This is a genomic window from Amycolatopsis sp. NPDC004079, from assembly GCF_040610415.1.
In the GTDB taxonomy this organism is placed as follows: domain Bacteria; phylum Actinomycetota; class Actinomycetes; order Mycobacteriales; family Pseudonocardiaceae; genus Amycolatopsis; species Amycolatopsis halotolerans.
Genome location: NZ_JBEXMH010000019.1, coordinates 118,995 through 143,558 on the forward strand (window position 1 = coordinate 118,995; position 24,564 = coordinate 143,558).

At 69.7% G+C, this 24,564-nt stretch carries 21 protein-coding genes; 4 read left to right on the plus strand and 17 right to left on the minus strand.

Translation table 11 applies throughout. The annotated features are described in order from the left end of the window. Positions 1-36 precede the first annotated feature (36 nt). Positions 37-1,053: an ABC transporter permease gene (locus ABZX37_RS21415; RefSeq protein WP_354741998.1), complete on the minus strand. Its 1,017-nt coding sequence runs from the start codon at positions 1,051-1,053 to the stop codon at positions 37-39. Positions 1,054-1,221: 168 nt separating this feature from the next. Between ABZX37_RS21415 and ABZX37_RS21420 the strand changes: the two genes are divergently transcribed. After that, the gene (locus ABZX37_RS21420; protein ID WP_354742000.1) at positions 1,222-2,292 is read left to right on the plus strand and encodes a LuxR C-terminal-related transcriptional regulator; all 1,071 of its coding nucleotides are present in this window, start codon (positions 1,222-1,224) and stop codon (positions 2,290-2,292) included. A 13-nt stretch (positions 2,293-2,305) separates the two neighbouring features. Here ABZX37_RS21420 and ABZX37_RS21425 read toward each other — a convergent pair whose 3' ends face one another. The 15 genes from ABZX37_RS21425 to ABZX37_RS21495 form a co-directional block, all read right to left on the minus strand. Then, positions 2,306-2,683 (minus strand): DUF2255 family protein, encoded by a 378-nt coding sequence (locus tag ABZX37_RS21425; protein ID WP_354742001.1) that lies wholly within the window; start codon positions 2,681-2,683, stop codon positions 2,306-2,308. 106 nt (positions 2,684-2,789) lie between these two features. Further along, the gene (locus ABZX37_RS21430) at positions 2,790-3,596 is read right to left on the minus strand and encodes an SDR family oxidoreductase (RefSeq protein WP_354742002.1); all 807 of its coding nucleotides are present in this window, start codon (positions 3,594-3,596) and stop codon (positions 2,790-2,792) included. Then, complete coding sequence (locus tag ABZX37_RS21435) at positions 3,593-5,200, minus strand: class I adenylate-forming enzyme family protein (protein ID WP_354742003.1); 1,608 nt, start codon at positions 5,198-5,200, stop codon at positions 3,593-3,595. The genes ABZX37_RS21430 and ABZX37_RS21435 overlap by 4 nt, the downstream gene beginning before the upstream one ends. A gap of 16 nt (positions 5,201-5,216) precedes the next feature. Beyond that, positions 5,217-6,671: an aldehyde dehydrogenase family protein gene (locus ABZX37_RS21440; protein WP_354742005.1), complete on the minus strand. Its 1,455-nt coding sequence runs from the start codon at positions 6,669-6,671 to the stop codon at positions 5,217-5,219. Then, positions 6,668-7,402, minus strand: coding sequence for a hypothetical protein (locus ABZX37_RS21445; protein WP_354742007.1), 735 nt, complete (start codon positions 7,400-7,402; stop codon positions 6,668-6,670). Before ABZX37_RS21445 ends, ABZX37_RS21440 begins: the two co-directional genes overlap by 4 nt. Beyond that, complete coding sequence (locus ABZX37_RS21450; protein WP_354742009.1) at positions 7,402-9,363, minus strand: hydantoinase B/oxoprolinase family protein; 1,962 nt, start codon at positions 9,361-9,363, stop codon at positions 7,402-7,404. Before ABZX37_RS21450 ends, ABZX37_RS21445 begins: the two co-directional genes overlap by 1 nt. Before the next feature lie 5 nt (positions 9,364-9,368). Continuing rightward, positions 9,369-11,399 (minus strand): hydantoinase/oxoprolinase family protein, encoded by a 2,031-nt coding sequence (locus ABZX37_RS21455; protein WP_354742011.1) that lies wholly within the window; start codon positions 11,397-11,399, stop codon positions 9,369-9,371. Between the two features lie 14 nt (positions 11,400-11,413). Then, positions 11,414-11,623: a hypothetical protein gene (locus ABZX37_RS21460; RefSeq protein ID WP_354742013.1), complete on the minus strand. Its 210-nt coding sequence runs from the start codon at positions 11,621-11,623 to the stop codon at positions 11,414-11,416. Positions 11,624-11,866: 243 nt separating this feature from the next. Next, entirely contained in the window at positions 11,867-12,133 is a 267-nt protein-coding gene (locus tag ABZX37_RS21465; protein WP_354742015.1) for a hypothetical protein, read from the minus strand. Between the two features lie 35 nt (positions 12,134-12,168). Next, positions 12,169-13,485, minus strand: a complete 1,317-nt coding sequence (locus tag ABZX37_RS21470) for an MFS transporter (protein WP_354742017.1) — start codon at positions 13,483-13,485, stop codon at positions 12,169-12,171. 531 nt (positions 13,486-14,016) lie between these two features. After that, positions 14,017-15,084, minus strand: a complete 1,068-nt coding sequence (locus tag ABZX37_RS21475; RefSeq protein ID WP_354742019.1) for a methyltransferase — start codon at positions 15,082-15,084, stop codon at positions 14,017-14,019. A 494-nt stretch (positions 15,085-15,578) separates the two neighbouring features. Then, the gene (locus ABZX37_RS21480; protein ID WP_354742021.1) at positions 15,579-16,346 is read right to left on the minus strand and encodes an aldehyde dehydrogenase family protein; all 768 of its coding nucleotides are present in this window, start codon (positions 16,344-16,346) and stop codon (positions 15,579-15,581) included. 73 nt (positions 16,347-16,419) lie between these two features. Next, positions 16,420-17,580, minus strand: a complete 1,161-nt coding sequence (locus tag ABZX37_RS21485; protein WP_354742023.1) for an acyl-CoA dehydrogenase family protein — start codon at positions 17,578-17,580, stop codon at positions 16,420-16,422. Next, entirely contained in the window at positions 17,577-19,526 is a 1,950-nt protein-coding gene (locus ABZX37_RS21490; protein WP_354742025.1) for an AMP-binding protein, read from the minus strand. Before ABZX37_RS21490 ends, ABZX37_RS21485 begins: the two co-directional genes overlap by 4 nt. Positions 19,527-19,552: 26 nt before the next feature. Continuing rightward, positions 19,553-20,026, minus strand: a complete 474-nt coding sequence (locus ABZX37_RS21495) for a MaoC family dehydratase (RefSeq protein WP_354742027.1) — start codon at positions 20,024-20,026, stop codon at positions 19,553-19,555. 202 nt (positions 20,027-20,228) lie between these two features. On the opposite strand from ABZX37_RS21495, the gene ABZX37_RS21500 reads away from it, so the two are divergent. After that, a complete protein-coding gene (locus tag ABZX37_RS21500) occupies positions 20,229-21,215 on the plus strand; it encodes an AraC family transcriptional regulator (RefSeq protein WP_354742029.1) in 987 nt (328 codons plus the stop codon). A gap of 17 nt (positions 21,216-21,232) precedes the next feature. On the opposite strand, the gene ABZX37_RS21505 is transcribed toward ABZX37_RS21500, so the two are convergent. After that, positions 21,233-22,393 (minus strand): CaiB/BaiF CoA-transferase family protein, encoded by a 1,161-nt coding sequence (locus ABZX37_RS21505; RefSeq protein ID WP_354742031.1) that lies wholly within the window; start codon positions 22,391-22,393, stop codon positions 21,233-21,235. Between the two features lie 242 nt (positions 22,394-22,635). Between ABZX37_RS21505 and ABZX37_RS21510 the strand changes: the two genes are divergently transcribed. Both ABZX37_RS21510 and ABZX37_RS21515 read left to right on the plus strand, forming a co-directional pair. Next, on the plus strand, positions 22,636-23,466 hold the full coding sequence (locus ABZX37_RS21510; protein WP_354742038.1) for a thioesterase family protein: 831 nt from the start codon (positions 22,636-22,638) through the stop codon (positions 23,464-23,466). A gap of 79 nt (positions 23,467-23,545) precedes the next feature. Continuing rightward, complete coding sequence (locus ABZX37_RS21515) at positions 23,546-24,241, plus strand: GntR family transcriptional regulator (protein ID WP_354742033.1); 696 nt, start codon at positions 23,546-23,548, stop codon at positions 24,239-24,241. Positions 24,242-24,564 lie beyond the last annotated feature (323 nt).

Below are 24,564 nucleotides of genomic sequence, written 5' to 3' on the forward strand. Positions count from 1 at the left end.
GTGCTTCCTACTTCCGTTCCCCGGCGTCGTTGCCGGTCACAGTTCGCCGGATTTCTCGGTTTCTTCGTTGCGCGGGCGCAGCCACGCGTCGAACGCGATCGCGGCGGCCAGCACCCCGCCGCGGATCAGGTCCTGCACGGCCGTGCTCAGCCCGTGCAGCACCAGCAAGTTGTTGAGCACGCCCACGAACAGCGCGCCGACGAGGACGCCCAGGATCGTGCCGCGCCCGCCGGACAGCGAGACGCCGCCGATCACCACCACGGTCAGCGCGGTGAACAGGAGCGGGTCGAAGGACGTCACGGTCGTCTGCACGCTGCCCTGGATCGACACCGTCACGAAGCCGGCGACCGCGGCGAGCAGCGCGGACAGCACGTAGGTGAGGATCTGCAGCGGCCGCACCGGAGCACCGGTCGACCGGGCGGTCTCGAAGTTGTCGCCCATCGCGCGGATCAGCCGCCCGGACGAGGTGCGGGCGACGAACAGCCAGGCGAGCAGGAACGCGCCGCCCGCGATCAGCACCGGCCTCGGCACGCCGAGCACCGACCCGCCGCTGAGCTGGGACAGGAACGATCCGGCCGGCACGCCGTAGACGTTCTGGCTGAGGAACAGGATGTCGATCCCGCCGATCGCCAGCATGCCGGTCGCGAGCGTCACGAACAGCGCGGGCACTTCGAAAACGGCGACGAGGACGCCGTTGACGAGTCCGATCGCCAGCGCGAGACCGGCCATCAGCGCGATCGCCTGCCATTCCGGCATGCCCTCGCTGATGAACGCGAGCGTCGCCTGTGCGCAGCCGAGCCCGATCCCGGCCACCGAGAGGTCCAGCCCCTTGCCGAGGACGACGATCGCCTCGCCGATCGCGAGGATGCCGAACGCGGCGGACAGGTTCAGGATGCTGCCGAAATTGCCCGCGGTGAGGAAATTCGTCGTCGTGGCCCCCGCGGCGAGGGCGAGTGCCGCGGTGATGCCGAGTACCAGATAGGTCTGGTCGAAGCCGCCGAGGCGTGCCCGCAGCGACACGCGTGGCTTCGTTGCCACTGATGCGGTAGTCATGGGATTCCCGGTTCGATCGGTGGGACAGCGCGGCCAGTGTGTCGGCTGTCACCGGCTCGCCGCATCTGCCGCCGGTCGTATTCCGTTACCCCGTACGGCCGATGCGGCGACTGGCCCCAGCCTCGTCGCGGATATATAATGTTCGGAATTTCCGCAAGGGAGCTGCCCATGAACGCGACCGGCTTTCCGCGGCTCGACAGCGTCCGGCTGAGCGCCGATCTGGCCGATCAGGTCCGGGAACTGGGACTGGACGCGTGCACCGCGCTGGACCGGATGCTGCCGGTCGGCCGCTGCGCCGAGGTGCTGCCCGCCAAACGGCTGCTCGGCCAGGTCTGGGACGCCGCGATGGCCGAACTGGGCTCGGCTCCCGCGCCGGACCGGCTGCCCGGCCTGACCGCGCTGCTGAGCAGGGTCCGCGAGCTGGAGTCCCGAGTGGACGATGCCAGGGTCGCCGACGGCGTCGCGACGATGCGCCGCGTCCGCCGCGCACTGACCCGTTTGCACGCCTCGTCGACCGCCGAGGAACTCCTCTCCCGCGCCGCCGAGGAGGCCTGCACGATCGGGTTCGACCGCGTGCTCGTCTCCACTGTGGACGATGCGACCTGGGTGCTGCGGCGCATGGTGATCGAACAGGATCCCCGGCTGGCCGACGAAATGCTCGCTGCCGGCCGCGAGGCCCCGCCGCGACTCGACGGCTCACTGGTCGAATCCGATGTCGTCCGGCACGCCCGTGCGGGTCTCGTGTACGACGTGCAGGAGAACCCGCGCGTCAACCGGCAGCTCGTCTCGCTGTCCGGCTGCACGTCCTACGCCATCGCGCCGTTGCGGGCGTACGGGAAAGTCGTCGGGCTGCTGCACGCGGACAGCTACTACTCGCCCTGCCGGGAGGTCGACGTCACCGACCGAGCCGTCCTGAACCTTTACGCGGAGGGCGTGAGCGAGACGCTGGCCCGGGTGTCCGTCCTCGAAGGACTCGCCTCGCTCCAGGCGGGAATGACCCGGCTGGCCGCCGACGTGCGCATCGCTCCCCCGCCCGAGCCGGGCCTGACGCGGCATCCGCTGCTGTCGGCCCGCGAGGCGGAGGTGATCGAACTGATGGCGCGCGGCGACGCGAACCGGGCGATCGCGCGGAAGCTGTCGATCTCGGAGGGGACCGTGAAGACGCACATCACGCACATCCTGCGCAAGCTCGACGCGGCGAACCGGGCGGAGGCGGTCGCGTACTGGCTGCGGAACTGAGCCGGCCCGCGGCTCAGGCGGGCATCGGCTCCAGCCGGGTCGTGGTGGCGGCGGCAGTCTCGGCGACCATCGGCGCCAGCGCGCTCGGCATGCTGCGGTACTTCTCTGTGTACGCGGCGTCGACAGCGGCGTTCGTGTCGGCGTCCGCCTCGAGGTGCAGAGACACGTCCGTCTCCAGTCCGTCCACTCGCACCCGGGCGAGCTGCTTGGCCGCGGCCCAGCGGTACCAGCCGCCCTCGGTGCCGAACGCCGACCGGATGTACAGCTCGTCGCCGGAGCGGACCACCCAGATCGGGGTCCACCGGCGGAGTGAGCCGTCGCGGCGGTAGCTGCTGATCTGGATCTCCGACGCGGCGCCGATCCGGTCGCGGATCTCGGGGTCGAACGACATAGCGGGCTCCTTCGAGACGAAAACGGGACGGTTCGCTTCGTACGCTAGGCGCTCGCGGACGGGCGTGGGAGGTGCTGCCAGCCCCCTCCCACACCCGCGTCGCCGGTCACGGCGCGTCGAACTCCAAGGTGGACGAATCGACCGCCGCGCCGCCGCCGTCCGCGACCAGGACATGGCCGGTCACCATCGACGCGTCGCCCGAGGCGAGGAACGCGCACACCGACGCGATCTCCTCCGGTTCCGCGGCACGGCGCAGCGGCACGTGTTTCGTCGTCAGCGCATACGCCTCGTCGAGCGTGATGCCCTCGCGCTTCGCCAGGTAGGCCATCGCGCCCTCGCCCAGCGGAGTCCGGATCCAGCCCGGGCAGACAGCGTTCACCCGGACCCCCTTCGGTCCGTAGTCCCGCGCGAGCCATCGGGTGATGCCGATGATCCCCGCCTTGGCCGCGGTGTAGCCGACAGTCCCGGGCGGACCGGCGATCAGCCCGGCGGTCGACGCGAAGAGCACCAGCGAGCCCTGCCGCTCCACCAGATGCGGCAGCACTTCCCCGGCCAGGTAGAACGAACCGTGCAGGTTCACGTCCAACGCCCGCTGATACGCCTCCACGTGCTCGGGCCGCGCGGTGCCCGACACCGCAGCGCCCTGCGTCGCGATCACCGTGTCCAGGCCGCCCAGACTCGCGACAGCCTGCTCGACCACGTCGTGGATCGCCGCGCGGTCGGTGCCGTCGGCGGGCAGCGCGACCGCGCCGAGTTCGTCCGCCAGTTCCTTGAGCCGTTCGGCGTTCAGGTCCGTGACCGCGACCTTCGCGCCGTCCTCGGCCAGCCTTCGCGCGGTGGCCGAGCCGACTCCGCCTGCCGCGCCCGTCACCAGTGCCAATTCGGGCTTGCGCCGCCGGACCGGGTCGTTCATCGTGCGCCTTCCTCTCCCGGTCGCGTCACCTCGGACGCGCCGGAATTCGTTGCGGTACCGAGCTTTCCGTACTTCTCGCGGAGGGTGAACTTGAGAATCTTCCCGGACGCGTTGCGCGGCAGCTCCGGCTGCGCGACGAAATATCGGGGCACCTTGTACGTCGCCAGGTTCTCGCGGCAGTAGGCCCGCAGTTCCGCTTCGTCGAGTGCGGTGCCGTCCGCCAGCACCACGACCGCGCAGCCGACTTCGAGGTACTTCGGGTCCGGCACCGCGACGACGGCCGCGTCCAGCACCGCCGGATGCTGCGTCAGCACCCGCTCGATCTCGGCCGGGTACACGTTCTCCCCGCCGCTGCGGATCATGTCCTTCGCCCGGCCGGCGAGCACGAGGAAACCGTCGGCGTTGACGAAGCCGAGGTCCCCGGTGCGACACCAGCCGTCCACGAAGGTGTCCCGGTTCGCCTCCGGCCGCTGCCAGTACCCGGCGCAGACCGCGGGCCCTCGGACGAGGATTTCGCCCACCGCGCCGGGCGCGGCCGGTTCGAGCCCGTCCCCGGCGACCCGGACCTCGGTGAGCGGCACCGGGCGGCCGACGCTTTTCGGCTGGGCGTCGAAGTCCCCGTCGTCCAGCGTCGTCGCGATCGCGCCGCCCTCGGTCAGCCCGTAGACCTGGGTCAGCCGCACCCACGGCAGTTTCCGCCGCACCTGGTCGACGACCCATGGCATCATCGTGTCCCCGCCGATGACGAAGTGCGTGACCGATTTCGGCAGCCGGTCCTCGATCCCGTCCACGCGCAGCAGGTCGTGCAGCATGAACGAGAACAGCAGACAATCGGTCACCTGCTCGGCTTCGAGCACCTCCAGCAGCCGCTCGACGGTGAAGTTCCCCGACCGGAGGCACACCACGGTGCCGTGCATCAGGAACGTCGGCGCGGTCACCGCCTCGAACGCCCCTGCGTGGTAGAGCGGGCCCGGCACCAGCGCGACGGTTTCCGGTGAGAATCGCCAGCGCAGCGCCTGCGTGGCAGCTGTGCTCACCGTGTTGGCGTGCGTCCACACCGCGCCTTTGGGCAGGCCAGTGGTGCCCGAGGTATAGAGCAGCGACATCGGGTCCGCGTCGCTCACTTCCGGCACGTCGGCCAGCGGTTCGCGGCCGAGCAGGACGTCGAACGGAAGCGCCCAGTCCGGCACCGGATCAGCGGTGTCCGGCCGGACCACGAACGTTTCGACGCCGGTTTCCGCGCGCACCGGCTCGACCCGGTCCAGCAGGCTGCTGTGCACGATCACCGCCTTGCAACCGGAGTCGGCGAGGATGAACTTCAGCTCGGCCGGCGCGAGCCGGAAGTTGAGCCGGACCGCGACCACGCCGAGGTGCATCGCGGCGAAGCACAGCGGCAGGTACTCGGCGTCGTTGAAGAGCATGAGGCCGAGCCGGTCGCCCTTGTCCAGGCCGAGTTCCCGCAACGCAGTCGCGTAGCGCAGCGATTTGTCCCGCAGCTGCGCGTAGGTGAGCCGTTCGCGACCGTCGAAGCTGACCGCGATGCCGTCGTGGCCGGGCGGCGGGAGCTGGTCGGCCACCGCGTCGAGCAGCCTGGTGAACGTCATGACCTGCCCTCCTGTCTCACACGCCCGGTCCGAAGACGATTTGCTTCAGTTCGGTGAACTCCTGGATGCCCTCGGGCCCGGACTCGCGGCCCCAGCCCGAGCCCTTCACCCCGCCGAACGGAGCGCTCACTGCGGGCCCGAACGTGTTGATCGCGACCGAGCCCGCGGCGATGGCGGAAGCGGCTTCCGCGGCGAGAGCACGGTCAGCGGTGTAGACGCTCGCGGCGAGGCCGAAGCTCGTGTCGTTGGCCAGCCGCAGCCCGTCGGCCAGGTCGTCGTAGGTCTGCACGACGGTGACCGGCCCGAACACCTCATTCTGCGCCAGATCGGCGTCCCGGGCGACGCCGGTGATCAGGGTCGGCTCGTAGTAGTGCCCGGCGGCGAATCCCTCCGGCCGCCGTCCTCCCGTGACGACTTCGCCTCCGGCAGCGCGCGCACGGTCCACAAAGCCCTCGGTCCGCCGCAACGCCGCCGGGTTCACCAGCGGCCCGATCGTCGTCCCCCGGTCGAACGGGTCGCCGATCCGCAGTCCTTGCCACGCAGTGCGGAGCCGGTCGACGAGTTCGTCGTGGTGCCGCCGCGAGATCAGCACCCGGGACAACGCGGCGCACACCTGCCCGGCGCCGCCCGTCGCCCCGGGCACCAGCGACTTCAGCACCCGGTCGAGCGGCGCGTCGTCGAGGATCAGCGCCGGGGACTTGCCGCCCAGTTCGAGGTGTGTGCGGGCGAACCGTCCCCGCGTCGCCTCGATGATCTCCTGCGCGGCGACCCGGCCTCCGGTCAGCGAGACCAGGTCGGCGCGCGGGTCCGCGGTCAGGTGCCGGGCCACCTCGACGTCGCCGCACAGGATGCTCAGCGCACCGGCCGGAAAACCCGCTGCCGCGGCGGATTCGGCCACCAGCCGCATGATCAGCTGCGATTCGGGAGCCGCCTTCACCACCACCGGGCAGCCCGCGAGCAAGGCGGGCACGACCTTCGTCGCCATCGTGACCACCGGCCCGTTGTAGGCCAGGATCGCGACGACGACCCCCGCCGGTTCGCGACGCACGACGACGTCGCCGAGCAAGGAACTGCGGTGGTCGTCGCGCAGAGCGTCCGCCGCACTCGCCAGCGCGGAGTTCCACGCCCCCGCCGCGCCGTATTTGTGCAGCGTCGCGCTGTAGCGCACCGGCATGCCCGCTTCCGCGGCCCAGACCGTGCCCAGGTCCGGGAACCGGGCCTCCAGCGACGCGCAGAACCTCGCACAGATCTCGACTCGCTGCCCGACCGGCAACCGACCCCACTTGGAGTCCGTCGCCGCCGTGAGGGCCGCGTCCGCTTCCTTTGCCGACGGCAGCACGACTTCGGCGACGGTTTCCTCGGTCGACGGCGAAACGATCTCGTACGCCGGTCCGGTAGCAGACACCCATTCCCCGGCCACGTAGACCGAGTCGAGGCGACGCACCGGGACACCGGCGATCTCGCGCATCATGCCCCGCGATCCGACCGGAAGAACGGGCTGGCGGGCTTGAGAAACATGGTCGCGAACGGCGGGATCATGAAGTCCGGCAACACCATCTCCCCGGACATCAGCTGCCGCTTGACTTCCGTGCGAAAGCCTTCGAGGTCGCCAGCGGTTTCGTAGATCGCCAGGTGCCCTTCGTCGACCGGGCTGACGCCGGGCAGCGGCTTGACGTCCGACACCTCGAACCGTTGCGCCCGAAGCATTCCCGGCGCGGACATGATCTGCGGAATGTGCTCCTCGTCGTACCACTTCCCGAACGTCGCGTCGTCGCCGGTGTGGCGGCTCCACGCGAAGAACAGATGCCGATCGTCCAGGTTCTCCGCCTCGGCGAACCGCTCGGTGTGGAAGGGTTCGCTGACCGGCTTGGCGAACAGCGCCTGGAACGGCTGCACCATGTAGTCCGGGAGCACCATGTCCCCGGAGATCAGCTTCCGCTTGACCTCCTCCCGGAACCCCTGCGGGCTTCCGTCCATTTCGTACAGTGCGAGGTGGCCGAAGTCCAGCGAGCGCACGCCCGGCAGCGGTTTGGTGTCCGCGATGAGGAACCGCTGCGCCCCGGCCATCCCTGGCGCGTCCATCACCTGCGGGATGTGCTCGTCGTCGTACCACTTCGCGTAGGTGCCGTAGTCCGTGGTGTAGGTGCTCCACGCGAAAAACAGGTTCCGATCCCCGAAAACCGGGACCTTGGCGGAAACCATCAGCTCACTCCTCGTTCGTTCGACCGGCCGGAACGCAGCCGGGTTGTTGCTTTTTCGTCGACCCGCAGGCCTTCGGGGTCGAAGTGCGGGTCGCCGACGACGACCACCCCGTAGTCCCGCGCCGCCCCTTCGACGCTCACGTACTCGTCGCGCACATCGGCGAGCACCTTGGCCGGTTCGCGCTCGAACGGCGAGCCCCATCCCCCGCCGCCGTTGGTCAAGCACCGCAGCACCGAACCGGCTTCGGTCAGCCACGCCTTCTGGCTCGCGAAGTAGTGGTAGACGCCCTTTTCCGGGTCCAGCGCCTTGGTCTCCGGGTCCAAGACACCGGCCACGGGGGTGCTCCGGGCGTAGTCGTCACGCGAGACGCCCAGCAGCCCGTCCGGCCCGGAAGTCCCTTCTCCCGGCGGGAAAATCCACATCGCCCCGGTTGGACCCGGCTTCCCGCCGTCGGCGCCGACGCCGCTGGGCTCTTTGGTCCGGAACGGCGACAGATGCTGGGCGGCTTCGGTCAGCCAGAGCGTGTCCTTGAGGTTCGCCGCGCCGCCGCGGTGCTTGCCCGGCCCGCCGGTGTCGATCGCGTGCTCCTTGCGCAGCATCACGACCGGCGAGTCGTGCTCGATCGTTTCCGTCGCCGGATCGAGGTTGTTGAGGTTGTACAGCACGGTGTAGCTGTCGCCGTCGCCCTCTTTGGTGGCACCCCACGGCCCGTGCTCGCCGCCGCATTGCGTCGCGCTCGTCCAGGGCGTGCCGTCGTCCCGCACTCCGCTCGCGTTGTGCGTGTTGGTGGAGCCGTAGTCCCCGCCGACCGCGCGTTCGCCGAGCACCGGATTGAGCGCCTCGAAGATCGCGGAGATCAGCGCGCCGGAGGGTTCCCAGAACATCATCGGTGCGCCCTCCGGCGGCAGCGCGCTCAGCAGCGTTCCCGGCGGCGCGACGAGGTCGACGTTGCGCCAAGTCCCGGAGGTGAACGGGATCGCCGGGTCGAGCAGCATCGTCAACGCCACGCCCAGCGCGGTTTTCGCGTCGAGGACGCCGCAGTTGATGCAGGTCCGGGCTTGCGCCGAGGTTCCGGAGAGATCGGCCTCGATGTCGTGCCCGCGTTTGCGCAGCGTCACGCGCACCCGGTAGTCGACGGTGTCGTCGAGCCCGTCGGCATCGATCAGCGCGCTCCCGGAGTAGTCCCCGTCCGGGATCCGGGCGATCGCTTCGCGCATCTGCTCGGCGGACGTGTCGCACGCGTAGGCGAGGGAGCCGAGGAACGCGTCGAGGCCGTAGCGCTCGATGTTCTCCCGCACCAGCCGCTCGCCGAGCTGCAGTTGCTGGTGCATGCTCTGGAAGTCCGGGAGCAGCAGGCCGCCCCAGCGGGTGTTGTCGAAGATCAGGCTGAACGTGGACCGCACCGGCTGGTCCTTCGCCCACAGCAGCATCGGCGGCAGCACGAGGCCGTTCTCGTAGACGTTCGTCTTGGTCGCGGAGAACCCGCCGGGCACCGTGCCGCCCATGTCCAGCTGGTGCGCGCACATCGTCACGAACGAGACGATCTCGCCGGCCACGAACACCGGCCGGGTGAACAGCACGTCGTTCACGTGCCGCCCGCCGCGGTACGGGTCGTTGCAGATCAGCACGTCGCCCGGGGACAGGTTCTCCGGCCCGAACTCCTCCACAGCGTTGCGGGTGGCGTCGGGCATCGTGCCGAGGAACGGGGTCAGGCTGTTGCTGACGACGGCCATCCGGTAGTCCTGCGCGGGCGGGCCGCTGATGGTGCAGGCGAAGTCGTACCAGTCGCGGATGATCGGCGAGAACGCTTCCCGCAGGAACGCGGTGCTCATGTGCCCGACGGCGTACTTCAGCCGGTTCACGATCACTGACCCGGTGAACCGGTCGGCGTGATAGGCCGTCCGGAACTGCTCGTCGGTGAGATCGCGGATGCGTCCGGCGGGCTCCTCGATGGTGGTCATGGCGCTCACTTCTTCCGGATGACGAGTTCGCCGTAGCGGCCGACGACCAGATGCTGGCCCGCCCCGACGTGAGTGGTGGACAGTCCTTCGTGGACGATCGCCGGGCCGTCGAACTCGTCGCCCGCCCGGAGCGCGGTGCGTTCGTACACCGCTGCTTCCTGGCCTTCGGCGTCTTCGCCCAGGTACCGCAGCGTCGTCGTCCGTACCGGGGCGAGCGGCTCGTCCGCGGCGCGCGCGGGCAGCTCGGGGTACTCGACCTTCGGGGTGTCCAGCACCGCGCGGACCCGGAACGTGACGCCCTCGACCGGGACCATCTCGAAGCGGTTGCCCGAACGTTCCTGGTAGGTGTCGTGGAAGGACGCGATCATCGCCGCGACCGCCGACTCGTCGATCGTTCCGTCCGGGACGGGCACGAACGGCGTGTCCCAGCTCTGCCCGACCAGATGCCCGTCGTAGCTGCGCTCGAAAGTCACCGCGGCGTCCGCGCTCAGCCGCTCGCGCAACTGCGCCTCCATCTCGGCGAACAGCGTGTCGATCCGCTCCGCGACGTCCGGCGTGAGCACGGTGTAGGCGCTGCGGTTCACGGTGAACACCTGGTCGGCCGAGAGCAGGCCGAGCGCGGAGAACAAGCCCGGGTTCGGCGGCACGACGACCTGCTTGCAGTGCACTGCGTCCATCGCCGCGGGCAGCAGCATAGGCCCGGCCGCGCCGTACGCGATCAGACTGTAGTCGCGCGGGTCGACGCCGTTCTTGATCGCCACGTTGAACACGCCCTCGGCGATGTTGTGCACCGCCATCTCGTACGCGTACCGGACGCGCTGGGCGAGCGTGAAGTCCGATTCGAGGTTCTCGAACGCCTGGCGGGCCAGAGCCGGATCCAGCGCCAGCTCGCCGCCGGCGAACGTGCCCGGGTCGATGATCCCGATCAGCAGGCAAGTGTCCGTTGTGGTCGGCTGCGTGCCGCCTCGGCCGTAGCAGGCCGGGCCGGGCGTCGAACCGGCGCTGCCGGGGCCGACCTGGATCTCGCCGGTGGCGCCGATCGTCACCAGGCTCCCGCCCCCGGCCCCGATCGCGCTGACGTCGTTCGCCAGTGCGTTCACGACGAGGTCGTGCTCCAGTTCGAACGTCGTGTCCACGAACGGCTCGCCGCCGGTGACGACGCTGATGTCGCACGACGTGCCGCCGACGTCCGCGCACAGCAGCTGCGACTCCCCGATCAGCGAACCGAAGTGGGCGCTGGCGACCGTGCCCGCGGCGGGGCCGGAGAACACGATGCGGAACGGCTGCTCCATCGCCCGATGCGACGGCACGAGCGTCGCGGCGCAGTCGGCGAAGTTCAGCTGCCCGGTGAAGCCGAGTTCGGCCAGGCCCTTCTCCAGCCGCGCGGTGTAGTCGGCGTAGATCAGTTTCATCAGCGCGTCGACCATCGTCGTCGAGGCCCGCGCGTATTCCTTGGCCAGCGGGGAGACCTCGCTGGACAGCGAGCACGGCACGTCGCCGAGGACCTCGCGGACCAGCTCGCGCAGCCGGAGCTCGTGCGCCGGGTTCACGTAGGCGTTGATCAGGCAGATGGCCACGCCCGCGACCCCGCACTTGCGCAGAACTTCGAGCTCGGCCCGCGCCTGGGCTTCGTCCAATTCGAACAGCACCTCACCGGAAGCGGTGAGGCGTTCCCGGATCCCCCGGCGCAGATACCTCGGCACCAGCGGCCGTGCGGCGTCGCCGAAGCTTCGCCGCCAGCCCGGGTCCAGAATGGCCTCCGCGGGCCGCCAGACCCGGCCCATGTCGAGGATGTCGCGATGCCCCTCGGTGGCGAGAAACCCGATCTTCGGCACAGTGCGGGTGATCACCGCGTTCAGCCCGTGGGTGCTGGCGTGGTTGAACACCGGTGCGCCCGCTACGCCGAGCAGCGCGGCGCCCTCGAGCACCGGACGGGTCACGTCGGTGTAGTCGGTGGAGACCTTGGCTGTGCGGATCTCCCCGTCCTGCAAGGCGACCACGTCGGTGAAGGTGCCGCCCACGTCGACTGCGATCATCATTGATCCTTTCGCTACAGGAGGTCGGAGAGCAGCTGGACCGGGCCGAGCCGCGGGCCGGGGTCCCGGCTGACCGAAAACAGGCACGACCGGCATTTCACGACGTCGAACCAGCCGCCCTCGGAATTCACCGGATAGCGGAACAGTTCGGCGGCGCCGCAGCGCGGGCAGACTCCCTCGACTGGTTCCCGCTCGAGGGACGGCGGGTTCGGTTCCTGGCTCATTTCGGCGCAACTCCACTGTTGGCTCGATTCGGCCGGCGCTGGTGCGCCACCTAACACCGAACGGTAGGCCGGAGGAGACCGGGGCAACAGCCGCTCACCGCACGGCCGAGTCCGCAAAACGAAGCACGCCTCGCCCGAAGGTCGATCCGTTGTGGACGGACTGGCCCGCCGATTGCCTGACGGGCACATGGTTACGGGCGGTGCGGCAGCCTCCTCGGCCGTCGCACCGCCCGTCGCTCTCGTTCAGGCCGCCTCGCCGAGACCGCCCAGGACTGCCGCGCCGGCCGGGGTGAGGCGTGCGCGAACGCGCTTCCCGAGCCCCGCCGGTCCGGTTGGGACGATCAAGCCCCGGTGGGCGAGCGCGTGCGCGGTGTACTGGTCGCAGCACGCCACGCCGTCGACGAACATGTCCGGCTCGCTGCTGCAGGTGATCTCGGCCCGCCCGGCCGCCACGACGCGGAGGAGGGCCCGTGCCCGGCAGCTCAGCGCGGAATCGGTTCGAGGCGCCATCGCGCACCTCCTCGTCGTCGAAATAATATTTTATATTATCCTTCGACCGCAGCCGGCGTCAAGGCCCGGCGGCCCAGCAGCGCCAGCGGGACCAGGCTGATCAGGCAGGCCACGAGGATGTAGACCGATACGTACACCGTCGTGTGCGTCGTGGCGATCAGCGCCGCCACCACGAACGGGGCCAGTCCCCCGCCGACGATATTCGCCAGCTGGTACCCCATCGACGCACCGGAGAACCGGACGGACGGAGGGAACATCTCGGCGAACATCGTGACGCCGGGGCCGAACATCGCGCCGACCGAGATCTGCCCGACCACGATCGCCAGCAGGATCGCCCAGAAGTTCCGGGTGTCGGCCAGCGGGAAGAGCGCGAAGCCCCAGATTCCCGCGAGCACCACGCCGCCGGCGTACACCGGACGCCTGCCGACGGTGTCCGACAGCCGCCCGCACAGCACCGTGCTCACCCCGGTCGCGATCATCGAGAACATCACCGCGGTGAGCATGGTGCCCTTGGCGATCTTCAGCTCCCGCACGCCGTAGTCCAGCAGGCCGGTCACGGTCGCGTAGAACATGATCGTCGCGGGCAGGAAGATGAACACGACCAGCAGCAGATTCTTCGGCCGGCGCAGCACCCGCACGACCGACGAGCGTTTCGGCGCCGCTGCGAGTTTCTCCTCCACCGCACGGAAGTCCGGAGAGTCTTCGAGGTAGCGGTGGATGTAGAACACGACCGGGATCATCACGATCCCGAGGAGGAACGGAATCCGCCAGCCCCACGCGGCGAACTGGTCCGCGGTGAGCGCACCGGACAGCACGACGAAGACCAGGGTGCCGAGCACCATCCCGGCGAAGATGCCGAGTTGCGGCAGCGAGCCGTGCAGCCCCCGGCGGTTCGGCGGAGCGTGCTCGACCGCGAGCAGCGTCGACCCGCCCCACACCCCGCCGACCGCGATCCCTTGCGCGACGCGCAGGATCACCAGCAGCACCGGGGCCAGCGCGCCGATCGAGGAGAACGTCGGCAGCAGCCCGACCAACGTGGTCGCCACCGCCATGGACAGCGTCGACGCCACGAGCGCGGGTTTGCGCCCGAACCGGTCGCCGATGTGCCCGAAGACAGCCGCGCCCACCGGGCGGCCCGCGAACCCGACCGCGAACGTCGCGAACGCGGCCAGCACCCCGGCCACCGCACTCGTCGACGGGAAGAACGCGTGGTTGAAGACCAGCGAGGCCGCGGTTCCGTAGATCAAGAAGTCGTAGTACTCCAGAGACTGCGCCGCGATGGCGGCCGCCAGCACTTTCCCGCGGCGTTTCGTCGCCGCCTCAGCCGGTGCGATACGTCCTTGTACGCTCATGTCGTCCTCATCCCGGAGCCGGTGTTCACCCGACAGTGGTCGACGGGCAGTGAAATATAAAATATTCAATCCTTGATCACAAGGAACCGGATCCTGATTCGACGGCGGGGAAAGCGGCGCCCGTGGGCCGCTGACGGGTGGGTCCCGGGCTCGGGCAGAGCGCGGCGACCGAACGAGGGAGAGCCCGGGTGTGCGGCCGCATGTCCAGCGGGCGGCCCGAAACGGCGCACCGACCACCCGGCCCAGCTCCACATAGGACTCGAACCGCTCCGCTGGCGACGCGAAGCCAGCGGCTCCGGCGGTCACGCGACCGCCGATCATCGCAGTGACCGGCCCGGGTCGTCTCCTCCTGTAGGGTCTCTCCGGCTACGACATGTTGATCTTGTATGACCGGGGCTTTCTCTGCCGTCTCACGTCCGCGTCACCCATGATTAGTCTCAAATCCATGGCACTTCCTCGTCCGGCACCGGCCAAGTCAACGGTCGTTCAGCCCATCGGGGATACCACCAGCGCCGCGTACTCGGCCGAGCGTCACGGCTTGACCGACTCGAGAATCACGAAGGGGCTCGGCGTGGAGACGACCTGTTCGACGACGAAGCCCGCATCGCCGAGCAACGCCCGGTACTCGCTCTCGGTGCGCTCCCTCCCGCCGAGCAGGCTCACCATGACCAGGTCCATGTGCTTGGACGGATGCGGCTCGTCACCGGTGGGCACGACCTGCTCGACGACGATCAGCCGAGCACCCGCCGCAGCCGCAGCCCAGACCGACCGCAAGATCTCAAGGGCTTTCTCGTCGTTCCAGTCGTGGAGGATCCAGCTCAGCAGGTAGATGTCCGCCTGCGGGACCTCGGTGAAGAAGTCCCCGGCGACCACCTCGACGCGTTCGGCCAGTCGAGCGGCGGTGAGCACCGCATGGGCGGACTCGACGCGGCCGGGGAGGTCGAAGACGATTCCCCGCCGGTCGGGCCGATCGTCGGAGCGCAGTAGTTCGGTGAGGATGGTGCCGTCGCCACCCCCGAGGTCGACGATCAGCACACCAGGCGGAAGCTGGTAGTCGTCGAAGGTCCCTGCGCGCAGGGTCCTGGCGAAGACAGCCATCGCTCGTCCGAACAGCGCAGCCAAGGACGGGTCGGTGGCGACATGATCGAAGTACGGCTTGCCGAAGTACTTCGACGCAGCGGACTGCCCGGTCCGCAAGGTGTGCCGGAGCTCGCCGACGGCCCGATAGTGCAGGTGCATCCCGCCCACCGCGATGCCGTGCATCGACTGCGGATGACTCTCGGAGAGAGTCGCGCCGAGCTCGGTGACCGCCACCTTGCCCTCTTCGGTCCGGAATACGCCATATGGCGTGACGGAACGAATCAGACGGGCGAGCACATCGGCATCGGATCCGGTGCGCTCCGCCAAGGTCGCGATCGTCTGGGGTCCCTCTTGGTCCAGAATCGTCGCGACACCCGCGTCGGCGAGGACGAACAACGCCTGGGACAGCAGGAACCCGTCCAACAGTTGCGCCATCATTACGGTGGGTGGCACCGGCTGGACCGCGTGTTCGTCGGACATGATGGCGGTGCCTTCCTCCTCATGGGCTTTGATCGTCAAGTCTGTCACCTGCGCCGAAGACCCACGGTGAGAGGTCGGTGATCACGCCGTGGCGGGGTAGCGCCGCTGGCGGACGTCCGAGTCGTCGACGTCTCGGACCTGCGCGGCACATTGGGGGCCGCCCAGGCGCACGGGCTCATCGACACCCTGTGCACCGCCGGGCGGTCGCCGACGCCGCTCACCGGCACTGACGCATGGACCACGACACCGGTGGCTACCCGCCCCTGTCCGCTGCGCAGCAGCGGGTCAACGCCGCTCACCCCGCCGCGGCGGGGTGGGGTGGGGTGTCTTCGTCGGCCATTACCGCCCCCAATGCCCTGAGCGTCAGTGGCGAGGGCACCATCGTGCCGGTGCGGACCTGCCTCGGTGTGTCCGCGGCACTGCGCGGACGACCCAGTCTCATCTCCGCTTCACAAATGAAGCAGAGATGAGACTGGGTCGAGAAAATGAAGCCAGCCTTGAGACCCTGCACCTCCGGACTCCGCGACTCGTCGCTACGCCCGGAAGATCGTCTTGTACTCCAGGTACGCGTCCACGCTCCGCGGCCCGAGTTCCCGGCCGATCCCGCTGTTCTTCACCCCGCCGAACGGCGTCTCGATCGGCAGGGTCGAGGTGTTCACCCCGACGCTCCCGGTGACGATCCGGCGAGCCACCTCCGTCGCGCGCTCGCGATCCGGGGAGAACACTCCGCCGCCGAGGCCGTACTCCGAGTCGTTCGCGATGGCGACCGCTTCGTCCACTGTCCGATACGGCAGCACGGTGAGTACCGGACCGAAGATTTCCTCGCGGGCGATGCGCATGTCGTTCGTGACACCGCGGAAGATCGTCGGCGCGACGTAGTAGCCGCGTTTGAACGGACGGCCGCCGCCGATCACCATCTCGGCGCCCTCTGCCTTGCCGAGTTCGATGTAGGACTCCACTCGTTCCCGCTGCGTCGCGTTCACCAGCGGGCCGAAGAACACCGTCGGGTCGAGCGGATCTCCTTGCGGGATCCCGGTCATCGTGGCCGCGAGCAGGTCCACGACCTCGTCGTAGCGCGACGCCGGAGCCAGCACCCGGGTCAATGCCCGGCAGGTCTGCCCGGTGTTCGGCGAGCAGGCCGAAAGCACCAGCGGCCGGAACGCGTCGAGGTCGACGTCGTCGAGCAGGATGCCCGCGGACTTGCCGCCCAGCTCCAGCGTGACGTGCTTCAGCTGCTTCGCGCACTCGGCGGCGATCGCTTTGCCCGCCACGGTCGAACCGGTGAAGGCCACCTTGTGCACCAGAGCAGCGAGAAACGGCGGGCCCTCGGCTGAGCGCCGAAAGTCCCGCCGTTTCCCGCCACAGCGCCCTGTCTCAGTACGAGCGCGGCAGCCCGAGCACCTGCTGCGAGATGTAATTCCGCACCATCTCCTGCGAGAACGGCGCGTTGCGCAGCAACCGGACCTCGCGCCACAACCGCTCGACGTGGTACTCCTTCGCATACGCGTAGCCGCCCAGCGTCGAGAACGCCCGGTCGCACGCCTCGAAACCGCCCTCGGCGCCCAGATACTTCGCCGCGGCCGCCTCCGGCCCGCACGGCTTGCCCTCGTCGAACAGCCGCGCGGCGCGCAGCACCATGCCCTCGGCGGCTTCCAGCCGGATCCACGAATCCGCCAGCGGGTGGGCGACCGCTTGGTTCTGCCCGATCGGACGGTCGAACACCACCCGGTTCTTGGCGTACTCCGACGCGATGTCCAGCGCCGCCCGGCCGAGGCCGATGCCTTCCATGCCGACCACGATGCGTTCCGGGTTCAGCCCGTCCAGCAGGTAGTAGAAGCCCTTGTCCACCTCGCCGACCAGCCGGTCCTCCGGCACGAACAGGTCGTCGATGAACAGTTCGTTCGTGTCGATCGCCGCGCGGCCCAGCTTCTCGATCTCCCGCACCGTGATCGCGTCGCGGTCCATGTCCGCCAAGAACAGCGACATGCCGTAGAGCGGCTTGTCCTCCCGCCGCGGCGAGGTGCGAGCCAGCAGCAGGATCTTCTGCGCGTTCTGCGCGTTGGTGATGAAGACCTTCTTGCCGTTGACCTTCCAGCCGCCCTCGACCTTCGTCGCCTTGGTCTTGATCCGCGACGTGTCCACCCCGGCGTCCGGCTCGGTCACGCCGAACGCCATCAGCAGCTCGCCCGCCGCCAGCTTGGGCAGGTACTCCCGCTTCATCTCCTCGGAGCCGTATTTCACGACCGGGGCGGGCGGGAACACGTAGAAGTGGATCGCCGAACCACCGGCCATCCCGGCGCCCGACGCCGAGATCTCCCCCATCATCACCGCGGCCTCTTCCAGGCCAAGGCCGATGCCGCCGTACTCCTCCGGGATCATCGCGCCCAGCCAGCCGCCCGCGGCGAACGCCTTCACGAACTCCCACGGGTATTCGTGATTGCGGTCTTTGTCCAGCCAGTAGTCGTGGTCGAACTTCCGGGCCAGCTCCCGCGTCGCCTTCCGGACGATCTCGACGTTGCTTTCCGGGTCGGTCATTGCGCGTTCTCCTCCGCGAGTACCGGGATGTCTTCCAGCGGCGTGGCCGGGTCCAGCGACGACAGGTCGCCGACCGGCGTCCCGACGAACCGCGCCCGGATGGCGCGCCGCATGATCTTGCCGTTCTTAGTCTTGGGCAGCGTCGGCACGACGTACAGCTGCGGGGCGAACGACTTCCCGGCGTTTTCGAGCGCGGTCGCCGCCAGGTCGCCGCGGTCGGCCCCCGGTGCGCGCAGCACCGCGAACGCCACCGCCCGCTGGCCGCGCAGTGCGTCCGGGGCGCCGATCACGGCCACCTCGGCGATCCGCTCGTCGCGCAGCAGCGCCGCCTCGATCTCGGCCGGACCGACGCGCCGCCCGGCCAGCTTGAGCGTGTCGTCGGAGCGGCCGTGGATCCGCCATTGGCCGTGCTCGTCCACACTGGACAGGTCGCCGTGCACCCAGATGCCGTCGAACCGCGCCCAATAGGTCTCGAGGTAGCGCTCGCGGTCGTGCCAGAACGCGTGCGTCATGCCGGGGAAAGTGTTGCGCACGGCCAGTTCGCCGATCGCGCCGACGACCGGCTGCCCGGCGTCGTCGAGCACCGCCGCGTCCACTCCGGGCAGCGGACCGGTGAACGCCGCCGCTTCGCCCGGCAGGAACGGATAACCGACGATCAGCCCGCCGCCGACCTCGGTGCCGCCGCTGTAGTTGACGATCGGCACCCGGCGCTTGCCGACCTGGTCGAACAGCCACCACCAGGTCGGCTCGTCCCACGCCTCTCCGGTGGAGACGAACGACCGCAGCGTGGCCAGCGCGTGCTCCGGCTTCTCCTGCGCGGCGCGCAACGCACGGGCCGCGGTCGGCGCGATCCCTTGCACGGTAACGCCGTTGCGCTCGACGACGTCCCACATCCGGTCGGGGGTGGGATGCGTCGGCAGGCCTTCGATCATCACGATGGTCGCGCCGAGCTGCAGCGGTCCGGTCATCAGCATCGGACCGACGAGCCAGCCGAGATCGGTGATCCAGCAGACGACGTCGTCGGCGTGCACGTCGAAGCCGTAGGCGAAATCGACGGCGGTCTTCACCGCGAACCCGCCGTGGGAGTGCACGATCCCCTTCGGCCGGCCGGTCGTGCCCGAGGTGTAGACGACGGTGAGCGGGTCGTTCGCCTCGGTCGACGCGGTTTCCACCGGCGCGGGCGACGGATCCAGCTCGTCGTAGTAGACGTCGCGGCCAGGCTGCATCGCCACGTCGGTCCCGAGGTGGCGGACCACGACGACGGTGCGCACGGACGGCGCGTCCGCCAGCGCCGCGTCGGCGACCGGTTTCAGCGGGACTTCCTTGCCCCGCCGGGTGGTCCCGTCCGCGGTGATCAGCGCGACCGCTTCCGAATCCTGCAACCGGGTGGCGAGCGCGTCGGCCGCGTAGCCGCTGAACGTCGGGACCGCGATCGCGCCGAGCATCGCGATCGCGAGGAACGCCACGACCGCCTCGGGCACGACCGGCATGAACAACACGACCCGATCGCCTCGCGCGACGCCCGCGGCGGCCAGGTTCGCGGCGAACCGGCGCACCTGCTCGTCCAGTTCGCCGAAGGTCAGCGTGCGCCGCTGCCCGGAATCGCCCTCGTAGACCACCGCGGTCTTGCCGGCGAGTCCGCCGCGGGCGTGGCGGTGCGCGCACAGTTCGGCGACGTTGATCCGGCCGCCGGGGAACCAGCGGGGAAACGGCTTCCCCTCGGATTCGTCCAGCACCCGGGCGAACGGTTCGGCGAAGGCGACGTCGAGGTCGTCGACGACGGCGCGCCAGAACCACTCCGGGTCGGCGATCGCCCGCCGGTTCACCTCCGCGACGCCCGCCGCGTCGGCGGACGCTCCCCACTTCCGCACGGCGGCGAGGTACCGGCTGCGGTCCCGCACCTCCCGCGGCGGCGCCCAGGCAGGGCCTGCTGCGTCCTCGGCCATGGCCACTTCCTTTCCCGAACCGCTGCTCAGGCCTGTGCGGCTGCCTGGTCGGCGGACCGCTTGAGCATCAGACCGGCGCGCAGGGCGTCGCACACGATCTCGTCGCGCTGGTTGATCCCGAGGTGCCGGAACATGACGATGCCGGAATCGCCGCGGCTCTGGGACTCGCGCTTGCTGACGATCTCGGTGCGCACGTGGATGGTGTCGCCGTGGAACACCGGCTTGGGGAAGGTGATCTTCTCGAAACCGAGGTTGCCCAGCGTGGTCCCCTGCGTCGTCTCCGGCACCGTCACCCCGGACACGAGGCCGAGGATGAACAGGCTGTTCACCAGGCGCTGGCCGTAGATGCTGTTCTTGCTGTACTCGGCGTCGAGGTGCAGCGGGGCCAGGTTCAGCGTCATGACGCTGAACAGCGTGTTGTCGGCCTCGGTGACCGTGCGGCGGGTCGGGTGGTCGATGACCATCCCCGGCTCGAACTCCTCGAAGTACAGGCCTGCCATCCGGTGTCCTCTCCCCGCCGCGCTGGTCGCGGCGCCTGTCGTCACGGTTGATGTGCCGCCGGGCCTCGGACCGGTTGCTCGGCCGCGCCCCGCCTTCACTGAATATAAAATATATACTCTGCGGGTTGACCCGTCCAGCCGCGAGGTGAATATCATATATTCTGCGTACTCCCCCGACGGCGCGGGAGACGAGGAGGAGCCCATGTCCGAGGACCAGCAGCTCGCCGCGCGGCCCGGTCCGGTCACCTTCCGCACCGCGGACCTCGACACGGCCCGCGAGCAGGTGACCCGGACCTTCGCGAGCCACGAGGTGCACGTGGCCGACCGCGCGGGAATGCGGTTCCGGCTCGATCTCGCGCCGTCCCCGCACCTCACGATCGGGCGGATGGCCTACGGGGCGGACACGACGATCGTCGGCCCGCCGATGCGGTTGTGCTACCACGTGAACCTGCCCGCCACCGGCACCAGCACGGTGGAGCAGCACGGCGTCCGCCGCAGTTTCGCCGCGGGCGAGGCGGGCGTCGCTTTCGTGCCGCAGTCCCCGGTGCTGGTGCAGTGGAGCGCGGACTCCTGGCAGTACCACGTCAAGCTGCCCAAGGATCTGCTCGAGGCGCACGCGGCGAAGCTGATCGGGCAGCCGATCCGCGAAGAGATCGACTTCGACCTGACCTTTTCGCTCCGTTCGCCCGCCGCGCAGGCGTTTCTCGCGACCGTGAGCTTCCTGTACGCGGAACTGAACCGGGACGGAGGCCTGGCGGCGGTTCCGGCCGCGTGCCACGAGTTCGAGTCGGCGCTGATGACCCAGCTGCTGCTGACCCTGCCCAGCCGGCTCAGCGACCGGCTGCACAGCCGCCCCGCGCACACCCGGGGTTCCCGCATCCGCGAGATCGTCGACTACCTCGACCGGCACCCCGAGGAGACCGTCACCACCGCCGACCTGGCCGCCATGGCCTCGATCAGCCCGCGCGCCCTGCAAGCGGGTTTCCGCGAGGAGGTCGGAAAATCGCCGATGGCCTACCTGCGCGCCGTCCGGCTGGACCGGGTGCACCGGGAACTGCTGTCCGGCGGGCCGGACTCAGTCACCGACGTCGCGGCGCGCTGGGGCTTCTTCCATCCCGGACGATTCGCGCACCAGTACCGCGAACGGTTCGGGGTGCTGCCGTCGGCAACCGCCCGCCGGTGCGGCTGACGGACCGCTTCCAGGGCTCAGGCCGACTGTTCGCGAGGCTCGGCGGACGCGGTCCACGCCGTCAGCAGCCGGTCCAGGTCCAGCACCCCGGCGTCGGGCGCGGACGGTTCGCGCGCCGGAGTACGGCTGAAGCGCGGGGCGGGCCGCGGGTGGAGCACACCGCCGACGCGCTCGAATACGTGCCGTTCGGCGTTGTGCGGATGCTCGGCCGCTTCGTCGAAAGTAAGCACCGGCGTGACGCAAGCGTCGGTGCCCGCGTAGATCCGGGCCCATTCGTCGCGGTCCTTCCCGGCGAGCGCCGCCGCGATGAGCGTGCGCAGCCGGGGCCATCCCGCACGGTCGTCCTGGTCCGGCCAGCCGCTCGGATCGACGCCGAGCCGGGAGACGAACTCGCGGTAGAAATCCGGCTCCAGCGCGCCGACCGCGACGTACCGGCCGTCCGCGCAGCGGTAGGTGTCGTAGAACGGAGCGCCGGAGTCGAGGTAGTTCGTGCCGGGTTCGTCGGAGTACCGGCCGGCGGCCCGCAAGCCTTGGAGCTTGGCGGTCAGCAACGCGACGCCGTCGATCATCGCCGCGTCGAGCACCTGGCCCCGGCCCGACGTGCGGGCTTCCAGCAGCGCGCTCACGATGCCGTAGGCCGCGGCCAGTGCCCCGCCCGCGTAATCGCCGAGCAGGTTGATCGGCGGCCGCGGGGCCTCCCCCGCCCGGGCCATCGCGTGCAGCGCACCGGTTTGCGCGACGTAGTTGATGTCGTGGCCGGCCTGGTGCGCGAGCGGCCCGGACTGGCCGTATCCGGTCAGCCGGGCGTAGACGAGCGCGGGGTTGCCGGCCAGCAGGACCTCCGGACCGAGCCCGAGCCGCTCCGCGACGCCTGGCCGGTATCCCTCGACGAACACGTCGGCGGCTCCGGCGAGGCGCCGCACCGCGCGGACGCCGTCCGGGGACTTCAGGTCGGCCTGGACCGTCCCGACGCCCCGGTTCGCGAGGTCGTGTTCGGCGGCCATGCCCTCGGTCTGGCCGAGCGCACGGCCCCGCCGGCTCGCCGGCCGCGTCACGCGCACGACCTCCGCCCCGAGGTCGGCCAGCAGCATGCTCGCGAACGGCGTCGGCCCCATCCCCGCGAGCGCCACCGCCCGGACTCCGGCCAGCGGTCCGGACCGGGTCGTCTCTGTCGTCATCGGCACTCCTCGGCAGTCACCACGGGCATTAATTACATATTATGTATTATCTGTCGAGCGGGGCAAGGGGTGACGGACGCAATGCGGCGCCGAGGATCCAGACCCGGCCGACTGCGACGCTGTGACTCAGCGGCTTGTGTGATGATCATCAGCATGGGCCGCGTCGTCGTCACCCCGGCACTCGCCTCCGGGGAGCCCGCTCGCTCAGATCGCATATAAAATGTTATATTTACGAGGTGACGATGGCGTTCTTCACCGCGGAACCGGGACCGGACGGCGAACTCCTGCGCCCCTTGCCGGAAGCACGCGCGAGCTGGAGCGGCGGCGCCCAGCTGCGCGGCATGGCGACGAGCGGGGCGCTGGCGCGCGCCGCAGAACGGGCCGTCGGGCCAGGACTGTTCCGGCCGGCCCGCTGGACTGTCGACCTGCTGCGCCCAGCGCGCTACGCACCCGCCGCCACGCGAACGGAAATCATTCGCCGCGGACGTCGCCTCTGCCTCGTCGAAGCGACCCTCTGGCAGGGAGAAATCCTCGTCGGCAAAGGCTCCGGGCTGTTCCTCGCCGCTGGTTCCCCCTCCGTCGGCAGCGTCTGGGCCCCGGACGGGTTCCCCGCGCCTCCGCCTCTCGACGTGTTTCCCGAGACCGAGGAACCGCGCGTCTTCCACAGCGAGGGCGTCGGCTGGACCGGATCGCCCGAACCGCACCAGAACGCCTCGCGCAAGACGATCTGGGTGTTCCCGCAGGACATCGTGCGCGGCGAGCGGCCCACGCCGTTCCAGCACGCCGCCACCGCCGCGGACCTGGTCAACCTCGTGACCAACTGGGGCGACGCCGGCCTGGAGTTCATCAACGCCGACCTCACGCTCACCCTCGGCCGCGTGCCCGCGAGCGACCTGCAGCTGGGCCTCGCCGCCGACCACCGCGTCGAGCACGACGGCGTCGCCGTCACGACCGCGACCGTGTTCGACCGCGAAGGTCCCCTCGGCGCGGTCAGCGGCACCGCCCTGCTCGCCGCCGCACCGGTCGATCCCCGGCGGGTCGGCACGCCCGAGAGCGTGCCGACCGTGCCATAATCTGTCGCCGTCCATATATCATGTTCTTTGCTGAACATCAGATCCTCGAAACCGCTTCGAGGCGTTGGGGAGGTGGCCCGTGGCCGACGAACTGGCCCGGCTGCGCGGCGGCGACCGCCGTCAGCAGCTGCCCGAGGAAGTCGCGACCTACGTCCGCGAGCTGATCATGTCCGGCGAGGTCAAGCCGGGCGAATTCCTCCGCACCGAACCCATCGCCGAGGCAGTCGGGGTGAGCAACACGCCCGTGCGCGAAGGACTGCTCTCGTTGCGCAGCGAGGGTTTCGTGGAACTCGTGCCGCGCCGCGGGTTCGTCGTGGCCCCGGTGTCGCGCCAAGACGTGCGAGACCTGTTCTGGGCCCAAGCCCAGTTCTCCGCCGAACTGGCCGCGCGCGCGGCCAAGAAGATCGCTCCGGAACAGCTGGACCGGCTCGAAGCAGTCAACGAGGACTTCGCGAAGGCCGCCGAAGCCGCGGACCAGGACGCCATCACCCGGCTCGGCCACGAATTCCACCGCCAGCTCAACCTGGCCGCCGACTCCCACCGGCTGACCCTGCTGCTCAGCTCCGTGGTCAAGCACCTGCCGAACCGCTTCTACGCGACGATCGAAGGCCACGTCGAACACACCCTCTCCGACCACGCCGAACTGCTGCAGGCCCTGCGCGGCCGTCACGTGCGCAAGGCGCGCACGATCGCCGAACGGCACATCCTCGACGGAGCCGACAACGTCATCCGGATGCTCGAGGAGCGCGGTCTCTGGTCGGACGAGACGGAATAGTCCACACCGGACAGCGGCTGAGCGGCCCGCCGATCACCGCTGACAGAACGAAACCGGCTGGGTCACCCTGATCAAGGTGACCCAGCCGGTGCTTTCCGGCAATGCCAGGAACTTAAGCCGCGTGGTCTCAGTCTCGCTGACCGTCTACAAGAGACGCCACCGCCACCGAAATACCTGATTGCCCCCCGCCTGACCGTGTCTTGCGGTCCGTGAGGGGAACCCTGAAGACGCGCCGAATCTGGGTTCAGAATAACAGCAGCGAGGGGCACGTGTCAACTCAGGGGTACGAAGAAGAACTGCGGTCCGAACAGGACTACGTCGCC

Excerpts from the sequence above, each read along its gene's own strand:
- ABZX37_RS21495 (WP_354742027.1), bottom strand. The coding sequence starts at position 20,026 with ATGGCAGGCCTGTACTTCGAGGAGTTCGAGCCGGGGATGGTCATCGAC.
- ABZX37_RS21465 (WP_354742015.1), bottom strand. The coding sequence starts at position 12,133 with ATGGCGCCTCGAACCGATTCCGCGCTGAGCTGCCGGGCACGGGCCCTC.
- ABZX37_RS21460 (WP_354742013.1), bottom strand. The coding sequence starts at position 11,623 with ATGAGCCAGGAACCGAACCCGCCGTCCCTCGAGCGGGAACCAGTCGAG.
- ABZX37_RS21500 (WP_354742029.1), top strand. The coding sequence starts at position 20,229 with ATGTCCGAGGACCAGCAGCTCGCCGCGCGGCCCGGTCCGGTCACCTTC.
- ABZX37_RS21470 (WP_354742017.1), bottom strand. The coding sequence starts at position 13,485 with ATGAGCGTACAAGGACGTATCGCACCGGCTGAGGCGGCGACGAAACGC.
- ABZX37_RS21415 (WP_354741998.1), bottom strand. The coding sequence starts at position 1,053 with ATGACTACCGCATCAGTGGCAACGAAGCCACGCGTGTCGCTGCGGGCA.
- ABZX37_RS21430 (WP_354742002.1), bottom strand. The coding sequence starts at position 3,596 with ATGAACGACCCGGTCCGGCGGCGCAAGCCCGAATTGGCACTGGTGACG.
- ABZX37_RS21445 (WP_354742007.1), bottom strand. The coding sequence starts at position 7,402 with ATGGTTTCCGCCAAGGTCCCGGTTTTCGGGGATCGGAACCTGTTTTTC.
- ABZX37_RS21485 (WP_354742023.1), bottom strand. The coding sequence starts at position 17,580 with ATGACCGACCCGGAAAGCAACGTCGAGATCGTCCGGAAGGCGACGCGG.
- ABZX37_RS21420 (WP_354742000.1), top strand. The coding sequence starts at position 1,222 with ATGAACGCGACCGGCTTTCCGCGGCTCGACAGCGTCCGGCTGAGCGCC.
- ABZX37_RS21490 (WP_354742025.1), bottom strand. The coding sequence starts at position 19,526 with ATGGCCGAGGACGCAGCAGGCCCTGCCTGGGCGCCGCCGCGGGAGGTG.
- ABZX37_RS21450 (WP_354742009.1), bottom strand. The coding sequence starts at position 9,363 with ATGACCACCATCGAGGAGCCCGCCGGACGCATCCGCGATCTCACCGAC.
- ABZX37_RS21505 (WP_354742031.1), bottom strand. The coding sequence starts at position 22,393 with ATGACGACAGAGACGACCCGGTCCGGACCGCTGGCCGGAGTCCGGGCG.
- ABZX37_RS21435 (WP_354742003.1), bottom strand. The coding sequence starts at position 5,200 with ATGACGTTCACCAGGCTGCTCGACGCGGTGGCCGACCAGCTCCCGCCG.
- ABZX37_RS21455 (WP_354742011.1), bottom strand. The coding sequence starts at position 11,399 with ATGATCGCAGTCGACGTGGGCGGCACCTTCACCGACGTGGTCGCCTTG.
- ABZX37_RS21510 (WP_354742038.1), top strand. The coding sequence starts at position 22,636 with ATGGCGTTCTTCACCGCGGAACCGGGACCGGACGGCGAACTCCTGCGC.
- ABZX37_RS21425 (WP_354742001.1), bottom strand. The coding sequence starts at position 2,683 with ATGTCGTTCGACCCCGAGATCCGCGACCGGATCGGCGCCGCGTCGGAG.
- ABZX37_RS21440 (WP_354742005.1), bottom strand. The coding sequence starts at position 6,671 with ATGATGCGCGAGATCGCCGGTGTCCCGGTGCGTCGCCTCGACTCGGTC.